This is a genomic window from Vibrio sp. Vb1127 (assembly GCF_033338735.1).
In the GTDB taxonomy this organism is placed as follows: domain Bacteria; phylum Pseudomonadota; class Gammaproteobacteria; order Enterobacterales; family Vibrionaceae; genus Vibrio; species Vibrio alginolyticus.
On the sequence record NZ_JAWOTF010000013.1, the window covers coordinates 96317 to 113335 of the forward strand.

General features: G+C 43.2%; 15 protein-coding genes. 5 read left to right on the forward strand and 10 right to left on the reverse strand.

The features are described from left to right. Positions 1-13: 13 nt before the first annotated feature. From R7H07_RS17040 to R7H07_RS17050, 3 genes are all read right to left on the reverse strand, one after another. Positions 14-1204: an amino acid aminotransferase gene (locus tag R7H07_RS17040; RefSeq protein WP_017636105.1), complete on the reverse strand. Its 1191-nt coding sequence runs from the start codon at positions 1202-1204 to the stop codon at positions 14-16. A gap of 331 nt (positions 1205-1535) precedes the next feature. After that, positions 1536-1835 (reverse strand): hypothetical protein, encoded by a 300-nt coding sequence (locus R7H07_RS17045; RefSeq protein WP_005376885.1) that lies wholly within the window; start codon positions 1833-1835, stop codon positions 1536-1538. Between the two features lie 245 nt (positions 1836-2080). Continuing rightward, entirely contained in the window at positions 2081-2311 is a 231-nt protein-coding gene (locus R7H07_RS17050; RefSeq protein ID WP_017636104.1) for a hypothetical protein, read from the reverse strand. 258 nt (positions 2312-2569) lie between these two features. On the opposite strand from R7H07_RS17050, the gene R7H07_RS17055 reads away from it, so the two are divergent. Then, a complete protein-coding gene (locus R7H07_RS17055; RefSeq protein WP_154204464.1) occupies positions 2570-3961 on the forward strand; it encodes a PLP-dependent aminotransferase family protein in 1392 nt (463 codons plus the stop codon). Between the two features lie 98 nt (positions 3962-4059). Then, the gene (locus R7H07_RS17060; protein WP_017636102.1) at positions 4060-4284 is read left to right on the forward strand and encodes a hypothetical protein; all 225 of its coding nucleotides are present in this window, start codon (positions 4060-4062) and stop codon (positions 4282-4284) included. Between the two features lie 91 nt (positions 4285-4375). On the opposite strand, the gene asnS is transcribed toward R7H07_RS17060, so the two are convergent. Then, positions 4376-5776: an asparagine--tRNA ligase gene (gene asnS / locus R7H07_RS17065; RefSeq protein ID WP_017636101.1), complete on the reverse strand. Its 1401-nt coding sequence runs from the start codon at positions 5774-5776 to the stop codon at positions 4376-4378. Positions 5777-5965: 189 nt separating this feature from the next. Continuing rightward, positions 5966-7591, reverse strand: coding sequence for a methyl-accepting chemotaxis protein (locus R7H07_RS17070; RefSeq protein WP_025767294.1), 1626 nt, complete (start codon positions 7589-7591; stop codon positions 5966-5968). A gap of 293 nt (positions 7592-7884) precedes the next feature. Here R7H07_RS17070 and queD point away from each other — a divergent pair, with 293 nt between their 5' ends. Next, positions 7885-8247, forward strand: coding sequence for a 6-carboxytetrahydropterin synthase QueD (queD, locus tag R7H07_RS17075; RefSeq protein WP_005376896.1), 363 nt, complete (start codon positions 7885-7887; stop codon positions 8245-8247). 89 nt (positions 8248-8336) lie between these two features. Here the strand turns inward: queD and R7H07_RS17080 are convergent, their stop codons facing one another. The 5 genes from R7H07_RS17080 to R7H07_RS17100 form a co-directional block, all read right to left on the reverse strand. Next, entirely contained in the window at positions 8337-8804 is a 468-nt protein-coding gene (locus R7H07_RS17080; protein WP_169628564.1) for a GNAT family N-acetyltransferase, read from the reverse strand. Positions 8805-8898: 94 nt separating this feature from the next. Further along, positions 8899-10614 carry an EAL domain-containing protein gene (locus R7H07_RS17085; RefSeq protein ID WP_169628565.1) on the reverse strand — a complete coding sequence of 572 codons (1716 nt, stop codon included), beginning with the start codon at positions 10612-10614 and terminating at the stop codon, positions 8899-8901. 211 nt (positions 10615-10825) lie between these two features. Next, positions 10826-12187 (reverse strand): L-serine ammonia-lyase, encoded by a 1362-nt coding sequence (locus R7H07_RS17090; protein ID WP_005376899.1) that lies wholly within the window; start codon positions 12185-12187, stop codon positions 10826-10828. 97 nt (positions 12188-12284) lie between these two features. Continuing rightward, positions 12285-13538, reverse strand: a complete 1254-nt coding sequence (locus R7H07_RS17095; RefSeq protein ID WP_005388284.1) for an aromatic amino acid transport family protein — start codon at positions 13536-13538, stop codon at positions 12285-12287. Positions 13539-13883: 345 nt separating this feature from the next. After that, entirely contained in the window at positions 13884-14483 is a 600-nt protein-coding gene (locus R7H07_RS17100; RefSeq protein ID WP_005376901.1) for a CoA pyrophosphatase, read from the reverse strand. 231 nt (positions 14484-14714) lie between these two features. Here R7H07_RS17100 and R7H07_RS17105 point away from each other — a divergent pair, with 231 nt between their 5' ends. After that, complete coding sequence (locus R7H07_RS17105; RefSeq protein ID WP_005388282.1) at positions 14715-15254, forward strand: heme NO-binding domain-containing protein; 540 nt, start codon at positions 14715-14717, stop codon at positions 15252-15254. Between the two features lie 7 nt (positions 15255-15261). Next, complete coding sequence (locus R7H07_RS17110; RefSeq protein WP_005376903.1) at positions 15262-16962, forward strand: ATP-binding protein; 1701 nt, start codon at positions 15262-15264, stop codon at positions 16960-16962. Positions 16963-17019 lie beyond the last annotated feature (57 nt).

Consider the following 17019-nt stretch of genomic DNA (forward strand, 5'->3'; position numbering starts at 1 on the left):
ATTCGACAGTCGATTATAAAACCGCTGCAATGCCTTTACACAGAGGGCCCATATTTGACTTCGTCATACCAGCAACACTGATTCGGCCAGAACCGACAATGTAAATACCGAACTCTTCTTTAAGGCGGTTAACTTGCTCTTTAGAAAGACCAGAGAAAGAGAACATACCATTTTGACGTTCGATGAAACTAAAGTCTGCGTCCACACCCTCTGCTTTTAGTGTCGCTACAAACAGTTCACGCATTTCTTGAATGCGGTCACGCATTTCTGCTACTTCAGCTTCCCATTCCGCACGCATTTCGGCGTTGCCAAGAATGTGAGTCACGACAGCGCTGCCGTGTGCAGGTGGGTTAGAGTAGATAGAGCGAATAATGGCTTTAACTTGAGAAAATGCGGTTGTTGCGACTTCTTCTGACTCAGCTACTAACGTGAAGGCACCTACGCGTTCATTGTATAGGCCAAAGTTTTTCGAGAAAGAGCTCGCGACTAGGATTTCTTTGTTGTACTTAGCAAAAGTACGAAGACCTGCAGCATCTTCTTCCACACCTTTAGCAAAGCCTTGGTAGGCGAAGTCGAACAGAGGAAGCAATTTCTTCTCTGCGACAAGTTTCGCCAATGTTTCCCATTCTTCAGCTGTAGGATCGATCCCTGTAGGGTTGTGACAGCAGCCGTGTAGAAGCACGATGTCGCCTTCAGATGCAGATTGCAGATCATTTAGCATCGCATCGAAGTCTTTGTCTTTTGTTTCAGCATTGTAGTAGCTGTATTGTGCCGTTTCGATACCAGCAGCAGTAAATACGCCGTTGTGGTTCGCCCATGTTGGGTTGCTGATCCAGATCTTTACATCGCCTAGTTGACGTTTAATGAACTCGCCGGCAACACGTAGTGCACCAGTACCACCCGGAGCTTGAGCTGTTTTAGCGCGTTTTTCGTTTACAATTTCTGCATCAGAGCCGAAAAGCAGTTTTTGCACTGCAATGCCGTACTCTGCTGTGCCTTCGATGGTTAGGTAAGATTTGGTTTTTTCAGTTTCAACAAGTGCTGCTTCAGCTTTCTTTACTGTCGCAAGAACGGGAGTTTCGCCTTGCTCGTTTTTGTAAATACCTACGCCAAGGTTAATTTTGTCTGCGCGAGCATCTTTTTTAAACTCTTCAGTAAGGCCAAGAATAGGGTCAGCCGGAGCGGCAACTACTTTTTCAAACATAATCTTCATCCATGTTAATCGAAGGGGTGTGCTAACATTTATACCTTTCAGCAATATTGGTTACAACCGTTACTGAAAAGAAAACCTAAAAAAGTTGCGATTTGAAACAGAATTCTAACATAACTAAAGTTTTTGCCATGAAAACGTTTGGTAGGCACAGAGTTTGAAGGGCATTTATGCCATGGTTGGAGAAGTTTTGCACACATCCCAATCGTTTCAATTCAGTGCTTTGCGTTAACACGTTTATAATTGTCTAGTGAGGATTTGTTGAGACAAAAACGCCCCACCAAAGGTGGAGCGTTTACTGTTAGAGTATGGATATCGGTTGGGGTTATTTCTTCAGATTGATTTCCGACTCAACCGCATTGGTTTCGATGTCAGGGTTAGAAGAAAGTTTTTCAGTCGCCCAGTCGTTCATATGCTTTAAGATCGCTTTTAATGCGTGCTTTTCGGTTGGTACTTCTGTCTTTTCAACTTCAAGTTTTTGCTTCGGATGCGTACCCGTCGCATCTTCCGCAACGTGTAGCCAATCTGGGTGCCAGTAATAAGGTTGGCCGGAAGGAGAGCTCCAAGAATGTACGCCGTTGGATTCACCTTTGTATTTAATATCTTCTTCGTTGTATTTCGCCATTATTGTTTTCTCTCATAATCCATGAGTTGAGGTGTGCATCACCATTACTATTTAAATGTAACAGATGTAATGAAAATTAATGTGATAACAATCGACTTATTTTGCCCTTTGAACGCTATAGAAGATGCGTACTTCTCATTCAGAAGAATTTACTATTTGGCAGGTTTTAGCTTTATTTGTGTTTAAAGCATACAACGATGGATTCGCCTACCTAATGCTATTCTTGAACGGTGATAGAGCCTAAACTACTCGTCATTCAAGTGTTTGAGAATCGCCGCTTTTGCATGCTCTTCTGTCGCTGTTTCTCCATCAGGGACTTCAAGGTCAGCCTTTTTGTGTTCACCCAAAGCATCTTCAGCGATATGCAGCCAATCAGGATGCCAATAATAAGGGGTGGTACTGCCAGGATGGTCCCAACTATGTACACCTTTATGTTTTCCGCGATACGAGAGATCGTCCATTGTAAAAACTTTCATCGCTTCCTCCTGATTTAAAGACCGTAGCTCGAAGTGAGTTTAACGCACTCAGTCCAACGTAAAACCTTGCTTTTAGGTATTGCAAAGATGTGAGGCAATATGTGTGTAACAGTCAAAGTATGGGATATAAACGCTCACTTCGTGGCTGAAATATCTATTGATAAGCTTGATAAATTACGTTGCTAAATTGAATACTCCCATATCAGAATGCTGGCGCGAAGTATGCTATGGTGCGGCTGTAAGTGAAATGAGGGAAACATGAACCGATACCGTCAACTGGCTGAGCTGTTCAAAACGCAGATTCAGCAAAATACATGGAGAGCAGGGGAAAAGCTGCCATCAGTGCGTGTAACAAGCCGAAACCATTCTGTCAGCGCAGGTACGGTATTACAAGCTTATCAGTTGCTCGAAGCACAAGGTTGGGTCGCAGCGAAACCTCAGTCTGGATACTTTGTGACTGCGGAGTTGGACCGCTTCGAACCGAGTTCTCCAGCCACTTCCGTTTATCGCTCTAGCATCAACGATGAACTTTACGACTACCTCAAAAATCAGGCCTCACCGAATGCGGTGAAGTTTGGCTCCGCGTTTCCAGACCCAGCATTGTTCCCATTAGAAGCGCTAAACCGCAACCTAGCCAGCTCAGGCAGGAAGATGGGGGCAGAGACGTTATTGGATAACTTGCCGCCGGGCTGTGAGTCTCTACGCCGTTTGATTGCTCAACGGTACATCCAACAAGGTATGGTGTTTACCCATGATGATATTGTCGTTACTTCTGGCGCATTAGAAGCGTTGAATTTGAGCCTTCAGGCCGTGACCCAGCCTGGAGATACTGTTGTAGTTGAATCACCGACGTTTTATGGCGCACTTCAAGCGATTGAACGTTTAGGTCTAAAGGCGATAGAAATAACGGTGGATCCGTTAACTGGACATTCAGTGGATCAAATTGAAGCGACTTTTGCCGACAATGATGTTCGCGCATGTTGGTTAATGACTAACTTTCACAATCCAACAGGAACCTTATTAAGTGACGGGCAGAAGCAACGTATCGTCGAACTGGCTGATAAATACGATGTGTACTTGATCGAAGATGATGTGTATTCAGAGCTTTATTTTTCTGAAAAAAAGCCAAGCTCACTTAAAGCTTTTGATACACAAGAGCGCGTGTTGCATTGTGGATCATTTTCAAAAAGCCTTTGCCCTGGCTATAGGCTGGGCTGGGTGGTAAACAAACGCTTCAATGAGCAACTTCAAAAGCTGCAACTTATCTCGACGTTGTCAGGCAGTGCACCAATCCAGCAGGGTATCGCGCATTACTTGCAAAACGATAGTTATGATAGCCATCTTAGAAAACTGCGAAAGAATCTTGAGCAGCGGCAATTGGCGTTTATTGAACTGGTTGATAAGTACTTTCCCCAATCGATTCGTTACACGCAACCGGAAGGCGGCTATTTTCTTTGGATAGAACTGCCGAAAACAAAGTGCGGAAAAGCGATTTATCAGAAGTTATTGGAAGCGAACATCACTGTAGCATTTGGTCAGTTGTTTTCTGTCGCTCCAAATTATGAGAACTACCTGAGGCTTAATACATCGTTACCTGTAAATGATGAATTAGAACAAGCCGTGAAGACGGTCGGAGAATTACTTCATTAGCCAACTGTTTACCTGTTTTTTGCTCAAACTGTATCAGTGGACGATACCGAAGCTGTGTTTCAATCATGGGCAGACAACCATTTAGGTTAGGAGCCGTAATGAAAAAGCAGTTGGTAAAGCATGAACTTAGGTTGATGGGTGTTGCTATTTTTAGCGCATTTTTGTTGGTGTTTGCACACTTGATATTGGCGAAATCTTTTTCTCATATGGTTTGGACGGAATACACTGCTGCCGTTATCCCATTTGTGATGTTTGGCTTGTGTGTGGTTGGAGTAAAATACGCAGCGCGAGCAGATGAGGATGACGACGAAAATAACAACTAGAGTGCATACACCGGTTGCTAGAAAATCATTCGTACAAAATAAAAGACCTCCACATGGGAGGTCTTTTTAATTCGATATCACTAAAAAGTGATTAGAAGTTCGCAGAGCGAGGAGTACGTGGGAATGGGATCACGTCACGAACGTTGCCCATACCAGTTACGTAAGATACTAGGCGCTCGAAGCCTAGACCGAAGCCTGCGTGTGGCACTGTACCGTATTTACGTAGGTCGCGGTACCAGCTCATATGTTCAGGATCGATACCCACTTCACGCATACGTGCATCTAGAATGTCTAGGCGCTCTTCACGCTGAGAACCACCGATGATTTCGCCGATGCCCGGTGCTAGAACGTCCATCGCTGCAACTGTTTTACCGTCATCGTTAGCACGCATGTAGAATGCTTTGATGTCTTTCGGGTAGTTCTTAACGATTACAGGTGCTTTGAAGTGTTCTTCAGCAAGGAAACGCTCGTGCTCAGAAGACATATCGATACCCCATTCAACTGGGAATTCGAACTCACGACCTGAATCAAGAAGGATCTGGATTGCGTCAGTGTAGTCAACCTGCGCGAAGTCAGAAGAAACGAACTGCTCTAGACGAGTGATTGCTTCTTTGTCGATGCGTTGAGCGAAGAACTCAAGGTCATCGCGACACTCTGCAAGCACCGCTTTAAACACGTACTTGAGCATGTCTTCAGCCAGTTTCGCTACATCATCCAGTTCTGCGAACGCAACTTCAGGCTCAACCATCCAGAATTCTGCTAGGTGGCGGCTTGTGTTTGAGTTTTCAGCTCGGAAAGTAGGGCCGAAAGTGTAAACTTTGCTTAGCGCACAAGCGTAAGCTTCTGCGTTTAGCTGACCAGATACGGTTAGGAACGTCTCTTTACCGAAGAAGTCTTCGTTGTAGTCCACTTTACCAGCGTCAGTGCGAGGAAGGTTTTCCATGTCTAGCGTAGATACGCGGAACATTTCACCAGCGCCTTCAGCATCTGAAGCCGTGATCAACGGCGCAGATACCCAGAAGTAACCTTGCTCGTGGTAGAAGCGGTGGATTGCTTGTGATAGGCAGTTACGTACACGTGCTACTGCACCGATTACGTTTGTGCGCGGACGAAGGTGCGCAACTTCACGTAGGTACTCGATTGAGTGACGAGTTTTTGCCATTGGGTAAGTTTCAGCATCTTCAACCCAACCAACCACTTTAACGTCAGTGGCAGCAAGTTCGAAGTCTTGACCCTTTGCAGGAGATTCAACAATCTTACCAGTTACTTCAACAGAGCAGCCAGTCGTTAGCTTTAATACTTCGTCTTCGTAATTATTAAGATTATTTGGGACCACGGCCTGAATCGGGTCGAAACAAGAGCCGTCATATATGGCAAGGAAAGAGATTCCAGCTTTGGAATCACGACGTGAACGGATCCAGCCACGAACAGTCACTTCGCTGTCTACTGCTAGCTGACCTTTCAATACGTCTGATACAGGCGCGTAAGTCATGTTTTCAATATTCTCCATTGAGGTAAAAATTCAACTCAACGCTTACTTAAAGTACTTGTCTAATAACATTTTTGTTCAAAAAACAAGCTAAGCGCTGAGTTGGGTAGCATTTTACAGATTCAACGAGACATATTACCTGTCAATTCGCTCGCATCAACCTTTATATTCGTTTTGATGGGGAGAATCTCTCTATTTATTCACTCTTTTGTGCTCTGAAAGTGTGAATTGGTTTAGTAATTGCTCTAAACGTTCGGATAGATGCTCTAAATCAACACTAATATCACGCGTGTGCGATGCTGATTGCGATGTGTCGTTAGCATGCAGTGTGATCACATCTATTTTAGATTGAATATGCTGACTTACATCAGATGTGGTTTGCGTCTGGTTTTGGATATCTTCTGCATGTCTGAGCACTTGGCGCATCTCGTCAACAACGTTATGCATTGTGGCTGATAGTGCCTCGACATCGACAGAGCGTTGATGAGCAAACTGGCAGACGGTATCAACAGAAGTTAATGACTCTTCACTTCCTTGCTGGAATTGAGAAATGATATGTTCAATATTACCAGTGGCTTCAGCCGTCCTAGAAGCCAGGTTACGCACTTCTTCCGCGACGACCGCAAAACCGCGTCCTTGCTCTCCGGCACGGGCGGCTTCAATAGCAGCATTCAACGCGAGCAGATTGGTTTGTTCTGCAATACCCTTAATAACCACAAGAATGGACGACACTTCTTCGGTTCTCTGGTTTAGAGAGCTGATTTTTTCCCGTACGGTATCAATGTTACTTACTAGTTGTTTGATGTCTTCACTGACGTTGTGTGCTTGGCTTGCACTATGAGTGGCGACATCAACGGTGTGATTGACCAAAACAGTAGCATTATTAGTCGAGTCCTCAACCGCAGTTTGTTGCTGCAACATATCGGTGATATTACTTTGTACTTCGTTGGTCTCTAGCTGTTGGTTATTGGCCGCTTTATCTGTGGACTGCGCGACAGCAGTTAGTTTACTCGCGGAGTCGGCAAGTGAGTGAGAGGTGTCTTGCACACGTTCTAAGCTTTCGGAGACCGTATCCATGAATGAATTGATGGCTGTAGAAAGTTGGCCCACTTCATCCTGTTGGTGATGCATAAGTCGTTGAGATAGATCTTTGCTATGGCTCACATTCGACATGAATTTCGACGTTCTTTGAATTGGTCGTACAATGATTTTTTGAATCAAACTCATCGTTATGATGAAGCCCACAAATGCGATTACGGCCATTATTCCCATCGCAAACATTGCCTGTTTACTGATCATTGAATTGACATGATTCATGTTGTATTCCAAGCGAATCGCGCCCAACACTTCTCCTGCTGGTGCAACGTGGCAAGAAACGCAGTTGGTGCCACGGTAATTTTCGCTCGATTTCATTGGTAGCGCGACTACTAACCCTTTGCCCCAATCGGCTGAGATTGGTTCAATCACCAGTTCACCATTCAACGCTCGTTGATCAATATCATCGACAGGCTGCTGGTTTTGTTGCCCAGGTCCGTAAAGTTTGGTCACAGTATCAGCTCGCAACACGCGAACTGCTTCAATGCCTTCTTGGGCCAGGGCCTTTTGACGTAAGGTTTCTTTTTGCGACATGGTGCCCGTAAGCATCATCATATTTAGGCTATCGAAATAATTACTAGCCTTATCATGGAGTTGTTCACTAAGAACATCATTGATTAAGGTTTTTTGTTGATGGTATTGGTAAGCCGTAGAGGCAGCTAGAACGCAGCTGAAGACAGCAATTAACGCCAGTAAGAGCTTAAAAGTGATAGTTGAGCGCATAAATTTATAAGTGTAATTGGAACGAACTGCACAATATTAATGTGCACAAATGCGCACTGCGAACAACGAAATGAATGATTGTGACCCCACACATGTTGGGGATATGTAATTGTGATGTGAGTGCTGTGTAATCAAATGTTTGGCGCGTGACAGAAATACGGCGCTTTGGTGTGAGTGATAGCAAAGAGGCCAGGAACAAGCGGAAGTTTTTGCTACGCTTGTATGGGGTAACGCTTGTCTCTTGGCAGCGAATTCCTTAGTATTGCCTGTCTTTTTAAAGCCTGAGAATCAAGATGAAAACAGAATTATACAAAGAGTTTATGTTCGAAGCAGCACACCATTTGCCACACGTACCAGAAGGTCACAAGTGTGGTCGTTTGCACGGACACTCTTTCCTTGTTCGTCTTTATGTAGAAGGTGAAGTTGATCCACATACAGGTTGGGTAGTGGATTTTGCAGAGATCAAAGCTGCATTTAAACCAATTTACAATCGCTTAGACCATTACTACCTAAACGACATTGAAGGGTTAGAGAACCCGACTAGCGAAGTGTTAGCAAAATGGATTTGGCAGCAGCTTAAGCCAAGCTTACCACTGCTAAGTAAAGTAGAAATCAAAGAAACGTGCACAGCGGGTTGTATTTACAAAGGCGAATAAGTCACTTTCTGTTGAGCATTAAACAAAGGCAAGCGAGAAGCTTGCCTTTGTTGTATCTGAATGGCCCAATTTTGATTATGCTTCACCAGCTAGCTTAATGGGTGTCGTAGAATCCATTCTTTTTCATTATCACCCAATGTTGTTTCCTCTGTATTAATGAATCCGCACGCATCAAGAAAACTGATAGCGTATTGCTGACTTTGTGGGACAGTGGCGCAAAGAGAAGTGCTTTTAGGGTTAATGGTATACGCATAAAGGAACAGTTTACGCAATGCCTCACTCCCAACCCCTTGACGTTGGAAACGTTGATCAATCATCAAGTACTTAAGCTCCAGTTCGTATCGTTTAGCAAACGGCGCATGTTGGGAGAAACCTTTATCGATAACAAGATAGCCTACTAATAGGTCATCAGAATAAATCGTAAACAACGCCTCTGACTTACTACGTTTTTGATAAGCCATTTCAAACGGTGTAAAAAATCCTTTTTGCTCTTCTTGCACATCCAATTGCATCAAACTTGAAAAATCTTTCAGTTTGGTGGGTTTAATCGCAATCATCGCTCAATCACAAATTGGCGGCATACCTTTATGCCACCACGAGTTTTTATAGAGTATTAGATCTATTTTAAGTAACTAACCGAGTGAAGAAAAGCTAGCAATGAAGAGGGTAATAATAACCTTGGTGAATGTATGCGCCCAATGTTGTGAGTAAGTGAGCACTGTCTGCGGTTTCTACGCCTTCAACAATGACCGTGCAGCGATACGTATTACCCATAGCAATTAACTGACGCAAGGTTTCTATCTTTTTATCATCAGTTTTTAGGCCAATAACAAATTCTCGGTCGATTTTGAGATAGTCCGGATTCAGCTTGCTGATAAGCGCCACATTATTATTGCCGGTGCCAAAGTCATCAATACTGATTTTACAATCCAGAGCTTTTAGTTTCGCGACATTGCCATAAATCTCAGAGGTATAGTACATCGATGCATTTTCTGTGATTTCGATTGTCAGCAAACGGCAATCCCGATTAGATAGCTCTCTATATAGGATTGAAAAGTTACGCCCTCGCAGCAAAGAAGGACAAACGTTAATGCTGATAGGGATGGGCAACGCTTTTTGCTTGGTGTAGATGGAATCAATCACCAGTAAGGTATGAGTTAGCAGCAATCCATTGCGGATCAGTGTTTCAATAAACCGTTGCGTATTTTTTACCTTAAACCGGGAGAGGGCTTCGTAGTGCACAATCTTTTGTGCCGAAGTGTTATAAATCGGCTCCAGTTTTATTTTGAATTGTCGAATTGCGCACAAGTAAGCCATAAAGGCTTGTAGGGAGCGGTGACGCAGTATAATGAGAAAAAGTAAGCTCAGTAGAATGATACTTTGAAACGGTCCAGAGATGTAATACACCTCTTTATAGCCACTATTCTTTACGTGATAATTGAAAAAGCGTTCATTGGTGTTACCAATCTCTAACGACGTTCCGGTATTCGTTGATAGCTTCATACCGGAAAGAAAAAAACGTGAAATATGATTTTCAACATTGTCGGATAAGTTAATGTTTTTAACACGAACCAAAACAGTTGCGTTATTTAAGTCAAATGATTGGGTCGTGTAATTGTTATTGTTACTCCACTCTTCAAAGGCTTTTTTGCTGACAGGGACAACGGTTTCTGGAGTGACTAAGCATCGAATATTGAAACGATCTAGCATCATGCTCGATTCCACCAACTTCACATTATCAAATAGCGACTTCAGTTCGCTTTCATTAGCAAAGCAACTCCTGCGGGAAAGGCTCTCTGCAATTTCGAAGGCGTTATCCAGATAATTATGTTTAACGATGCTGTTTATCGTGTAGTAACAGATAGCAAAGAAAATGATCGCAGTGATCAACACAACCCACATCGCTTCTGAATAGATCTTTTTATTACGCAGGCAAATACGAAGTGCTTTTCGAAGACTATTGGTTGTGTATTGATTGATCTTCTGTTGATGTTCGATGCCATTCTGATGGTTGTTTTGCATAGTAAAAGGGATGAAGTATCCGGTCCGGTGAATGTTTTCGATAATGTTTTTGTTAGTGGTTAAGTGTTCTTCCGTGAGCTTGCGAAATTTCTTTCTTAGAGCGGCCACCGCGTTTTTAAAGCCATTTTCAGGCAGTGTCATTTTGTATTGTTGAGTGATTTTGCTTTCTATTAACCGCTGACTAATCGGCGTATTTAAACTGCCGTATGTGGCGATAGTTGACAGAATGGCGTACTCATTTGGGTTGACAGGAATGGAGTGGTGGAGTGACTGATTGAGCTCTAGAGATATTTCGTTTTCGGACAAGCAAACGCAGATTTGGTTTCCAATTTCAAACCTAATCATGTGTTGATGTGCTCCAAGTTTAATTTTTGGCTACGTTATCAATAAAGCTAGGGAAGAGATGTGATTTTTTACTGAGATATCCATAATATTTGGATATATTCAACGTTTTAGGTTTTTTTTACTTGTCCTGATAACGCATTTTCCTGGGTTTTTTAGGTATAAAAAAACCCGAGCACAGACTCGGGTTTTGATTGGTATTCAGAAAGGCGTGTTAGCAAATCACTTTGATTGCTAGACCACCTTGAGATGTTTCGCGGTATTTCGCGTTCATGTCTTTACCTGTTTCTAGCATGGTTTCGATAACCTTATCTAGAGAAACAGTTGGAGCTGAAGAGCGACGTAGTGCCATGCGAGTAGAGTTGATTGCTTTTACTGCCGCAATACCGTTACGCTCAATACATGGAACCTGAACCTGACCTGCAACTGGGTCACACGTTAGACCTAAGTTGTGCTCCATCGCGATTTCTGCTGCCATACACACTTGCTCTGGGCTACCACCCATAAGCTCAGCAAGGCCTGCTGCTGCCATAGAACATGCCACGCCAACTTCACCCTGACAGCCAACCTCAGCACCAGAGATAGACGCGTTGCGCTTGTAAAGACCACCGATTGCGCCAGAAGCCGCAAAGTAACGGATGTAATCTTTTTCAGTCACAGTTTGGATGAACTTATCGTAGTAAGCCAGTACCGCAGGGATGATGCCACACGCACCGTTAGTTGGTGCTGTAACAACGCGGCCACCTGCTGCGTTCTCTTCGTTTACTGCGAAAGCAAACATGTTTACCCAATCAACAACAGACATTGGGTCGTTTGTTGTCTTTTCTGAAGTAAGTAGCTGCTGGCGAAGTGCTGCTGCACGGCGAGGCACACGCAGTGGACCAGGCAAAATACCTTCTTCATTCATACCGCGATCCATACACTCGCGCATTGTGCGCCAGATGTTTGCGAAATAAGTACGAGTTTCTTCATCTGAATGAAGCGCATGCTCATTCTTCATGGTTAGTGCGCTGATGGACAATCCACTTTCGTGGCATTGGTTAACCAGTTCCTCTGCCGTTGTAAACGGGTAAGGTACTTTTACTGGGTTTTCAGCTTCTTTACCGAAATTTTCTTCATCAACGATGAAACCACCGCCGATAGAGTAGTAAGTTTTTGAGTACGCCTTTTCGTCATCAATCCAAGCGTGGATCTGCATGCCGTTTTCGTGTAGCTCTAGGTTTGTTTTGTGGAAGTTCATTCCACCTTCACGTGGGAACGATACTGTGTGACAGTGCATGCCAACAGGAAGGCGTTCAGTTTCTTCTACACGAGCGATAAAGCCCGGGATAGAATCGATATCAACTTTCTCAGGAGTGTTGCCTGCAAGACCCATGATGATAGCAATATCTGTGTGGTGACCTTTCCCTGTCAGTGATAGTGATCCATAAACGTCAACGGTGATTTTAGTGATGTCGCGCAGTTTTCCCATTGCACGAAGATCATCAATAAACTCTTTACCCGCTTTCATTGGGCCTACAGTGTGTGAGCTTGAAGGTCCAACACCGATTTTATAGATATCAAAAACACTAATCATATCGATTACCTCAGAAGAAAGCCTCCCAAGGGGAGTTGGGAGGCTTAATTTTATCGTTATATTTTTGGATTAATCATACTGCACTGGGCAGAGATGATTAAAGAGCGCCGTAGATTACAGAACTAATTGCAGCAAGACCACAGATTGCTGTGAAAATTTGCACAGGTGCTGAAGTTTTGTACTTAGCCATCGCAGGAACTTTTTGCATTGCGAAGATTGGCATCAAGAATAGGATTGCCGCAATCATCGGTGCACCCATTGTTTCAATCATACCTAGGATGCTTGGATTAACGATAGCAACGATCCAAGTTGTGATTACAATGAAGATTAGAGACATCTTCTCGATCTTGCTTACTGGTGATTTTGAACGAGATTTCACTAGACCAACTAGACCTTCGTGCGCACCTAAGAAGTGGCCAAAGTAGCTAGAGGTGATCGCTGCGAAAGCAACCAATGGACCCATGTAAGAGATCAGTGGAGATTCATGCACGTTTGCTAGGTAAGAAAGAACAGAGATGTTTTGCTCTTGCGCCGTTGCTAGTTGCTCTGGAGACAGAGAAAGTACAACAGAGAAAACGAAGAACATAACAAAGCCCATCAGCATCATTGCTGCGCCACCAGTGATAGCGTCAGTTTTCTTAACTGCGTCATCACCATATACACGACGTTGCTCTTTAGAGAACTGAGAAATGATTGGGCTGTGGTTGAAAGAGAACACAATAACAGGGATTGCTAGCCATACGATAGCTGGCATTGCACCCCAGTCAGGCGACACTTCCATCATTGAAGTGTTCCAACCAGGAATCAGGTATACAGACAGAGCTAGTAGGATGAACACGAGAGGGTAAACCATTGCTGAAGTTGCTTTCAGCATAAGCTCTTTACCGAATACTACGCCTGCTGTCATTGCAGCAATAAGTGCACCAGAAAGTAGCCAGCGAGGAATAGATTCCATGCCCATTTGGTTAACTAGGAAAGAGTCAACTGTGTTTGTGATACCAACACCGTAGATAAGTACGATTGGGTAGATAGCGAAGAAGTAAGCGAACGTAATAAGGTTTGCGCCAGTCTTACCAAAGTGCTCTTCTACTGTGTCGGTGATGTCCGCTTCAGGGTTTTTCGCAGAAAGAACGAAACGAGCTAAAGATTTGTGTGCGAACCAAGTCATTGGTGCTGCAATTAGGGCTAGGATTACTAATGGCCAAAAGCCACCTGCACCTGCTTTAATAGGAAGGAACAGTACACCTGCACCTACTGCCGTACCAAAAAGGGACAGACACCAGGTAAAGTCTTTGTAAGAAAACTTACTAGACGATTGTGCGGTAGAAACCGCAGAAGTAGTTGTATTCATTTTTTAGTTACTCATTTTGGGAACAGGAAATAAGTCGGGAGTAATTTTGCAAGATTTTACACTAGGAAAATTAGATCTAAATCATTTATTGCTTACGCTTATTGAATGATATGTCAAAAACCTGCTTTTTATCACGAAAATGATGTGCTACTCGTGATTTCTGCTAATGAGTAAAATTAGAAAAACTTATCAATAGGGCTGTTTGTATAAATTTATTTCACCGCAAGCGTTTGCGGTGAAAATGGAAAATTAATCTAATGTGAATGAATGTTTATGAAGCAACGTTTTATTAATATTGATGCGCATAATGATCGCGCCTATAAAAGCACCGATATCAACAACTGTTTAATGTGAAATAATATGTTTTTGCATTGATTCGATAATTTGTGCCGTCATGCCCCAGATGAAATGCTGTCTATATGGGATAGCAAATACACGATGACTGCTTCTTTTTAGGTCAAATTTGGTGCTATACAATTTTTTGGGGTTCAGAATATGGTTGGCAGGAACCTCAAAAACTGACTCTACTTCATTTGGGTCAATATGCGTTTTATATTCCGGAGAAACAAAAGCCAAAAAAGGTGTCACATTAAATTGACTAATCGTTGGTAGTGTAGGCAGTTGACCAAACACATGAATATGCTCATCTTCTATCCCAACTTCTTCTTTGGTTTCCCTTAAAGCGGTATTCACGAGCTGAATATCTTCCTGCTCATATTTGCCACCGGGAAAGCTGATTTGTCCCGGATGATGGCGTAAGTGGGCTGCACGCTTAGTCAGAATGACTTGTAACCCGTCATCGCGTTCCACAAAACCGATTAAGACTGCCGCATCTCTCAGGGACTTTTCTTTCATCCATTTCAGTCGTGCAAGGGACTCTTTGTGGTAGCCCGTTGGAAGCCGAAATTGAAAGTTCTGTAGTAAATGAGTTTTGTCGATAACCAAACTGAGTCCTTATTTATCGTGCCTAACCATTATTTATTATACTCAAAGACGGCAAAGCGTATGGCGTTATCGTTACTGGTTACCAAATAAAACATTCGCATTAAAGCACTCGCCAGCACTTTCCCTCTTTGTGTTGTGTGTCTCACTCTGCTTGAACATATTAATTTGAAACTTATAAGGTTATACACCATTCTTTATTTTAGGACGTCACTATAGGACAAGTATTGGCCAATGAAAGGGATTATTTTCACCGAGTTCATGGAGTTAGTAGAAGAGAAATTCGGTCTTGATGTGTTAGACCAAGTTCTCGATCTTTCTAACGATGAAGGTGTTTACACCGCTGTTGGTAGTTACGATCACAAAGACTTGGTTAAGTTGATCGTGAATCTCAGTAAAGTATCTGGTGTTCCCCCCGAGCAACTGCAAGAAGTGTTTGGAGAGTGCGTCTTTTTGAATTTACTTCGCTCCATTCCTAGTCACGCCAGTTTGCAACAGTGTGAAACGACGTTTCAATTTGTTCGCCATGTTGAAGACTTTATTCATGTCGAAGTTAAGAAGCTCTATCCTGATGCTAACCCTCCGCAATTTGATTTCATTAGTGAAAATCAATCCCAATTGGTATTTGACTACCACAGTGCAAGATGTATGTCTCACGTATGCTTAGGATTGATAAAAGGCTGTGCTGCGCATTTTGGTGAGGTAGTTCATATCAAACATCAAAATCAGTCAGAAGATGGTAGCAAAGTACGTTTTTGGTTAGAGGCTCAATAAGAACGATATGACGGGAAGTTCCTCATTAGAAAGGAAACTCAAACGAGAAGTTGCATCAAGAAAAGCAGCTGAGCAGCTGTTGGAACAGAAAAGCTTAGAGTTATATGAATCCAACCAGCAACTCAGTGTTGCATTGAAAAAGCTGGAGCTGAAATCTAAAAAGGATCTTCGTAAGTTTGAGTTTGAAGAGCAAATTGATGCGACGTTGATTAAGTTCGGTCGTACTTTTTTATCGAGCACGTTCGATGAAGCAATGATAGCGAGCTTTATTGAGCAGCTCACTTCTAACTCGATCATTTCTGCGGCTTACTTGTTTCTTGACGCTACAAAGCTGAGCTCATTGCGTCGTCATCACTTTGGTCACTTACAGCTTCGTCATAACAACGAGATTTTCACCACTCCTAATTGGCAGGGAGAGAATTTGCATTTGCCAGTTATCATTGATGGAGAAACGGTTGGGGAGTTGATTTTCTCTGTGTTGCAAGATCAAATCGATCAGTCTTTTATTTCCAAACAGATGGAGCTCGTGTCTGACTTAGTTCATGGTGTTATTGGTCGACACTTAAGTTTAGAGCGAGAGGTCGAGCTGAGAAAGCGGGCTGAGGAATCAGAAAAAGCGACGAAGGAGTTTGTCGCCATGATTAACCATGAGCTGCGAACTCCTCTCAATGGCGTATTGGGTAGTGCGGAGTTATTGAGTCGAACCCAATTAGAAGAAGAGCAGCGTCAATACTTGAGCAATCTGACTCAATCAGGGGACTTATTGAGAGTTATCATTAATGATCTTCTTGATTTCAGTAAGATGAATGCCGGTATGATGGAAATCATACATAAAGTTTTTGCCTGGGAGGAGCTTGAAAAAGCCATCATGGGTGTATTTGCAGCTAAGGCTGCGGAAAAGCGCATCCATTTCTCTATCGACAAAAAGCTGGGGATTCCAGAATTTTTAGTCGGTGACTTAGAGCGCATTACACAAATTTTGGTTAACTTAGTGGGAAACGCGATTAAGTTTACTCACTTGGGTGGCGTCGTGTTACGGGTGGAATGGCTTAACGGCACGGCTTATTTTGAGGTTGAAGACACTGGTATTGGCATCCCAATAAAAGCACAGCCGTCACTCTTTGATCCATTTGTCCAAGTTGATCGCTCGGCGAAACGCAGCTTTGAAGGCTCAGGTTTAGGTCTCGCGATTTGTAAAAACCTCGTGGATTTGATGCAAGGTCAAATTAGCTTTGAGAGTGAAGAGCGCAAAGGGACAACTTTTAAAGTTGCTATTCCTCTTGAGGAAGGGCAAGCACAAGGCACAGCAGAGGGGGAATTGGTCACCATAGAGCGAAGCGATTTAGCAGGACGCTCAATATTAGTGGTTGATGACATCAGAATGAATCAAGTCATTGTTACTCAAATGCTGAAAAAACTCGACATTACACCTGATTTAAAAGCCAACGGCAAAGAAGCATTAGAAGCGGTGAAAAGTAAAGACTACGAACTGATATTCATGGACTGCCGAATGCCAGAAATGGATGGTTATGAGGCGACGATGTATCTGAGAGAGCGTGGCTTTACTCATCCTATTATTGCATTAACCGCTGGCACTACCATCGAAGAGCGTCAAAAGTGCATTGATTCAGGCATGGACGACATCCTCACTAAGCCGTACACCGCAACCGATATCGAACAGATTATGTGTAAGTGGCTTGAGCAGTAGACGCTGCCTCTTAAAAAGTATGTTTGTTGGCCAACGGCTAAAAGCTAAAGTACATGC

What these genes read in the sequence shown, in the direction of transcription:
- R7H07_RS17040 (WP_017636105.1), bottom strand. Translation starts at nt 1,204, where the DNA reads ATGTTTGAAAAAGTAGTTGCCGCTCCGGCTGACCCTATTCTTGGCCTT.
- R7H07_RS17045 (WP_005376885.1), bottom strand. Translation starts at nt 1,835, where the DNA reads ATGGCGAAATACAACGAAGAAGATATTAAATACAAAGGTGAATCCAAC.
- R7H07_RS17050 (WP_017636104.1), bottom strand. Translation starts at nt 2,311, where the DNA reads ATGAAAGTTTTTACAATGGACGATCTCTCGTATCGCGGAAAACATAAA.
- R7H07_RS17055 (WP_154204464.1), top strand. Translation starts at nt 2,570, where the DNA reads ATGAACCGATACCGTCAACTGGCTGAGCTGTTCAAAACGCAGATTCAG.
- R7H07_RS17060 (WP_017636102.1), top strand. Translation starts at nt 4,060, where the DNA reads ATGAAAAAGCAGTTGGTAAAGCATGAACTTAGGTTGATGGGTGTTGCT.
- asnS (WP_017636101.1), bottom strand. Translation starts at nt 5,776, where the DNA reads ATGACTTACGCGCCTGTATCAGACGTATTGAAAGGTCAGCTAGCAGTA.
- R7H07_RS17070 (WP_025767294.1), bottom strand. Translation starts at nt 7,591, where the DNA reads ATGCGCTCAACTATCACTTTTAAGCTCTTACTGGCGTTAATTGCTGTC.
- queD (WP_005376896.1), top strand. Translation starts at nt 7,885, where the DNA reads ATGAAAACAGAATTATACAAAGAGTTTATGTTCGAAGCAGCACACCAT.
- R7H07_RS17080 (WP_169628564.1), bottom strand. Translation starts at nt 8,804, where the DNA reads ATGATTGCGATTAAACCCACCAAACTGAAAGATTTTTCAAGTTTGATG.
- R7H07_RS17085 (WP_169628565.1), bottom strand. Translation starts at nt 10,614, where the DNA reads ATGATTAGGTTTGAAATTGGAAACCAAATCTGCGTTTGCTTGTCCGAA.
- R7H07_RS17090 (WP_005376899.1), bottom strand. Translation starts at nt 12,187, where the DNA reads ATGATTAGTGTTTTTGATATCTATAAAATCGGTGTTGGACCTTCAAGC.
- R7H07_RS17095 (WP_005388284.1), bottom strand. Translation starts at nt 13,538, where the DNA reads ATGAATACAACTACTTCTGCGGTTTCTACCGCACAATCGTCTAGTAAG.
- R7H07_RS17105 (WP_005388282.1), top strand. Translation starts at nt 14,715, where the DNA reads ATGAAAGGGATTATTTTCACCGAGTTCATGGAGTTAGTAGAAGAGAAA.
- R7H07_RS17110 (WP_005376903.1), top strand. Translation starts at nt 15,262, where the DNA reads ATGACGGGAAGTTCCTCATTAGAAAGGAAACTCAAACGAGAAGTTGCA.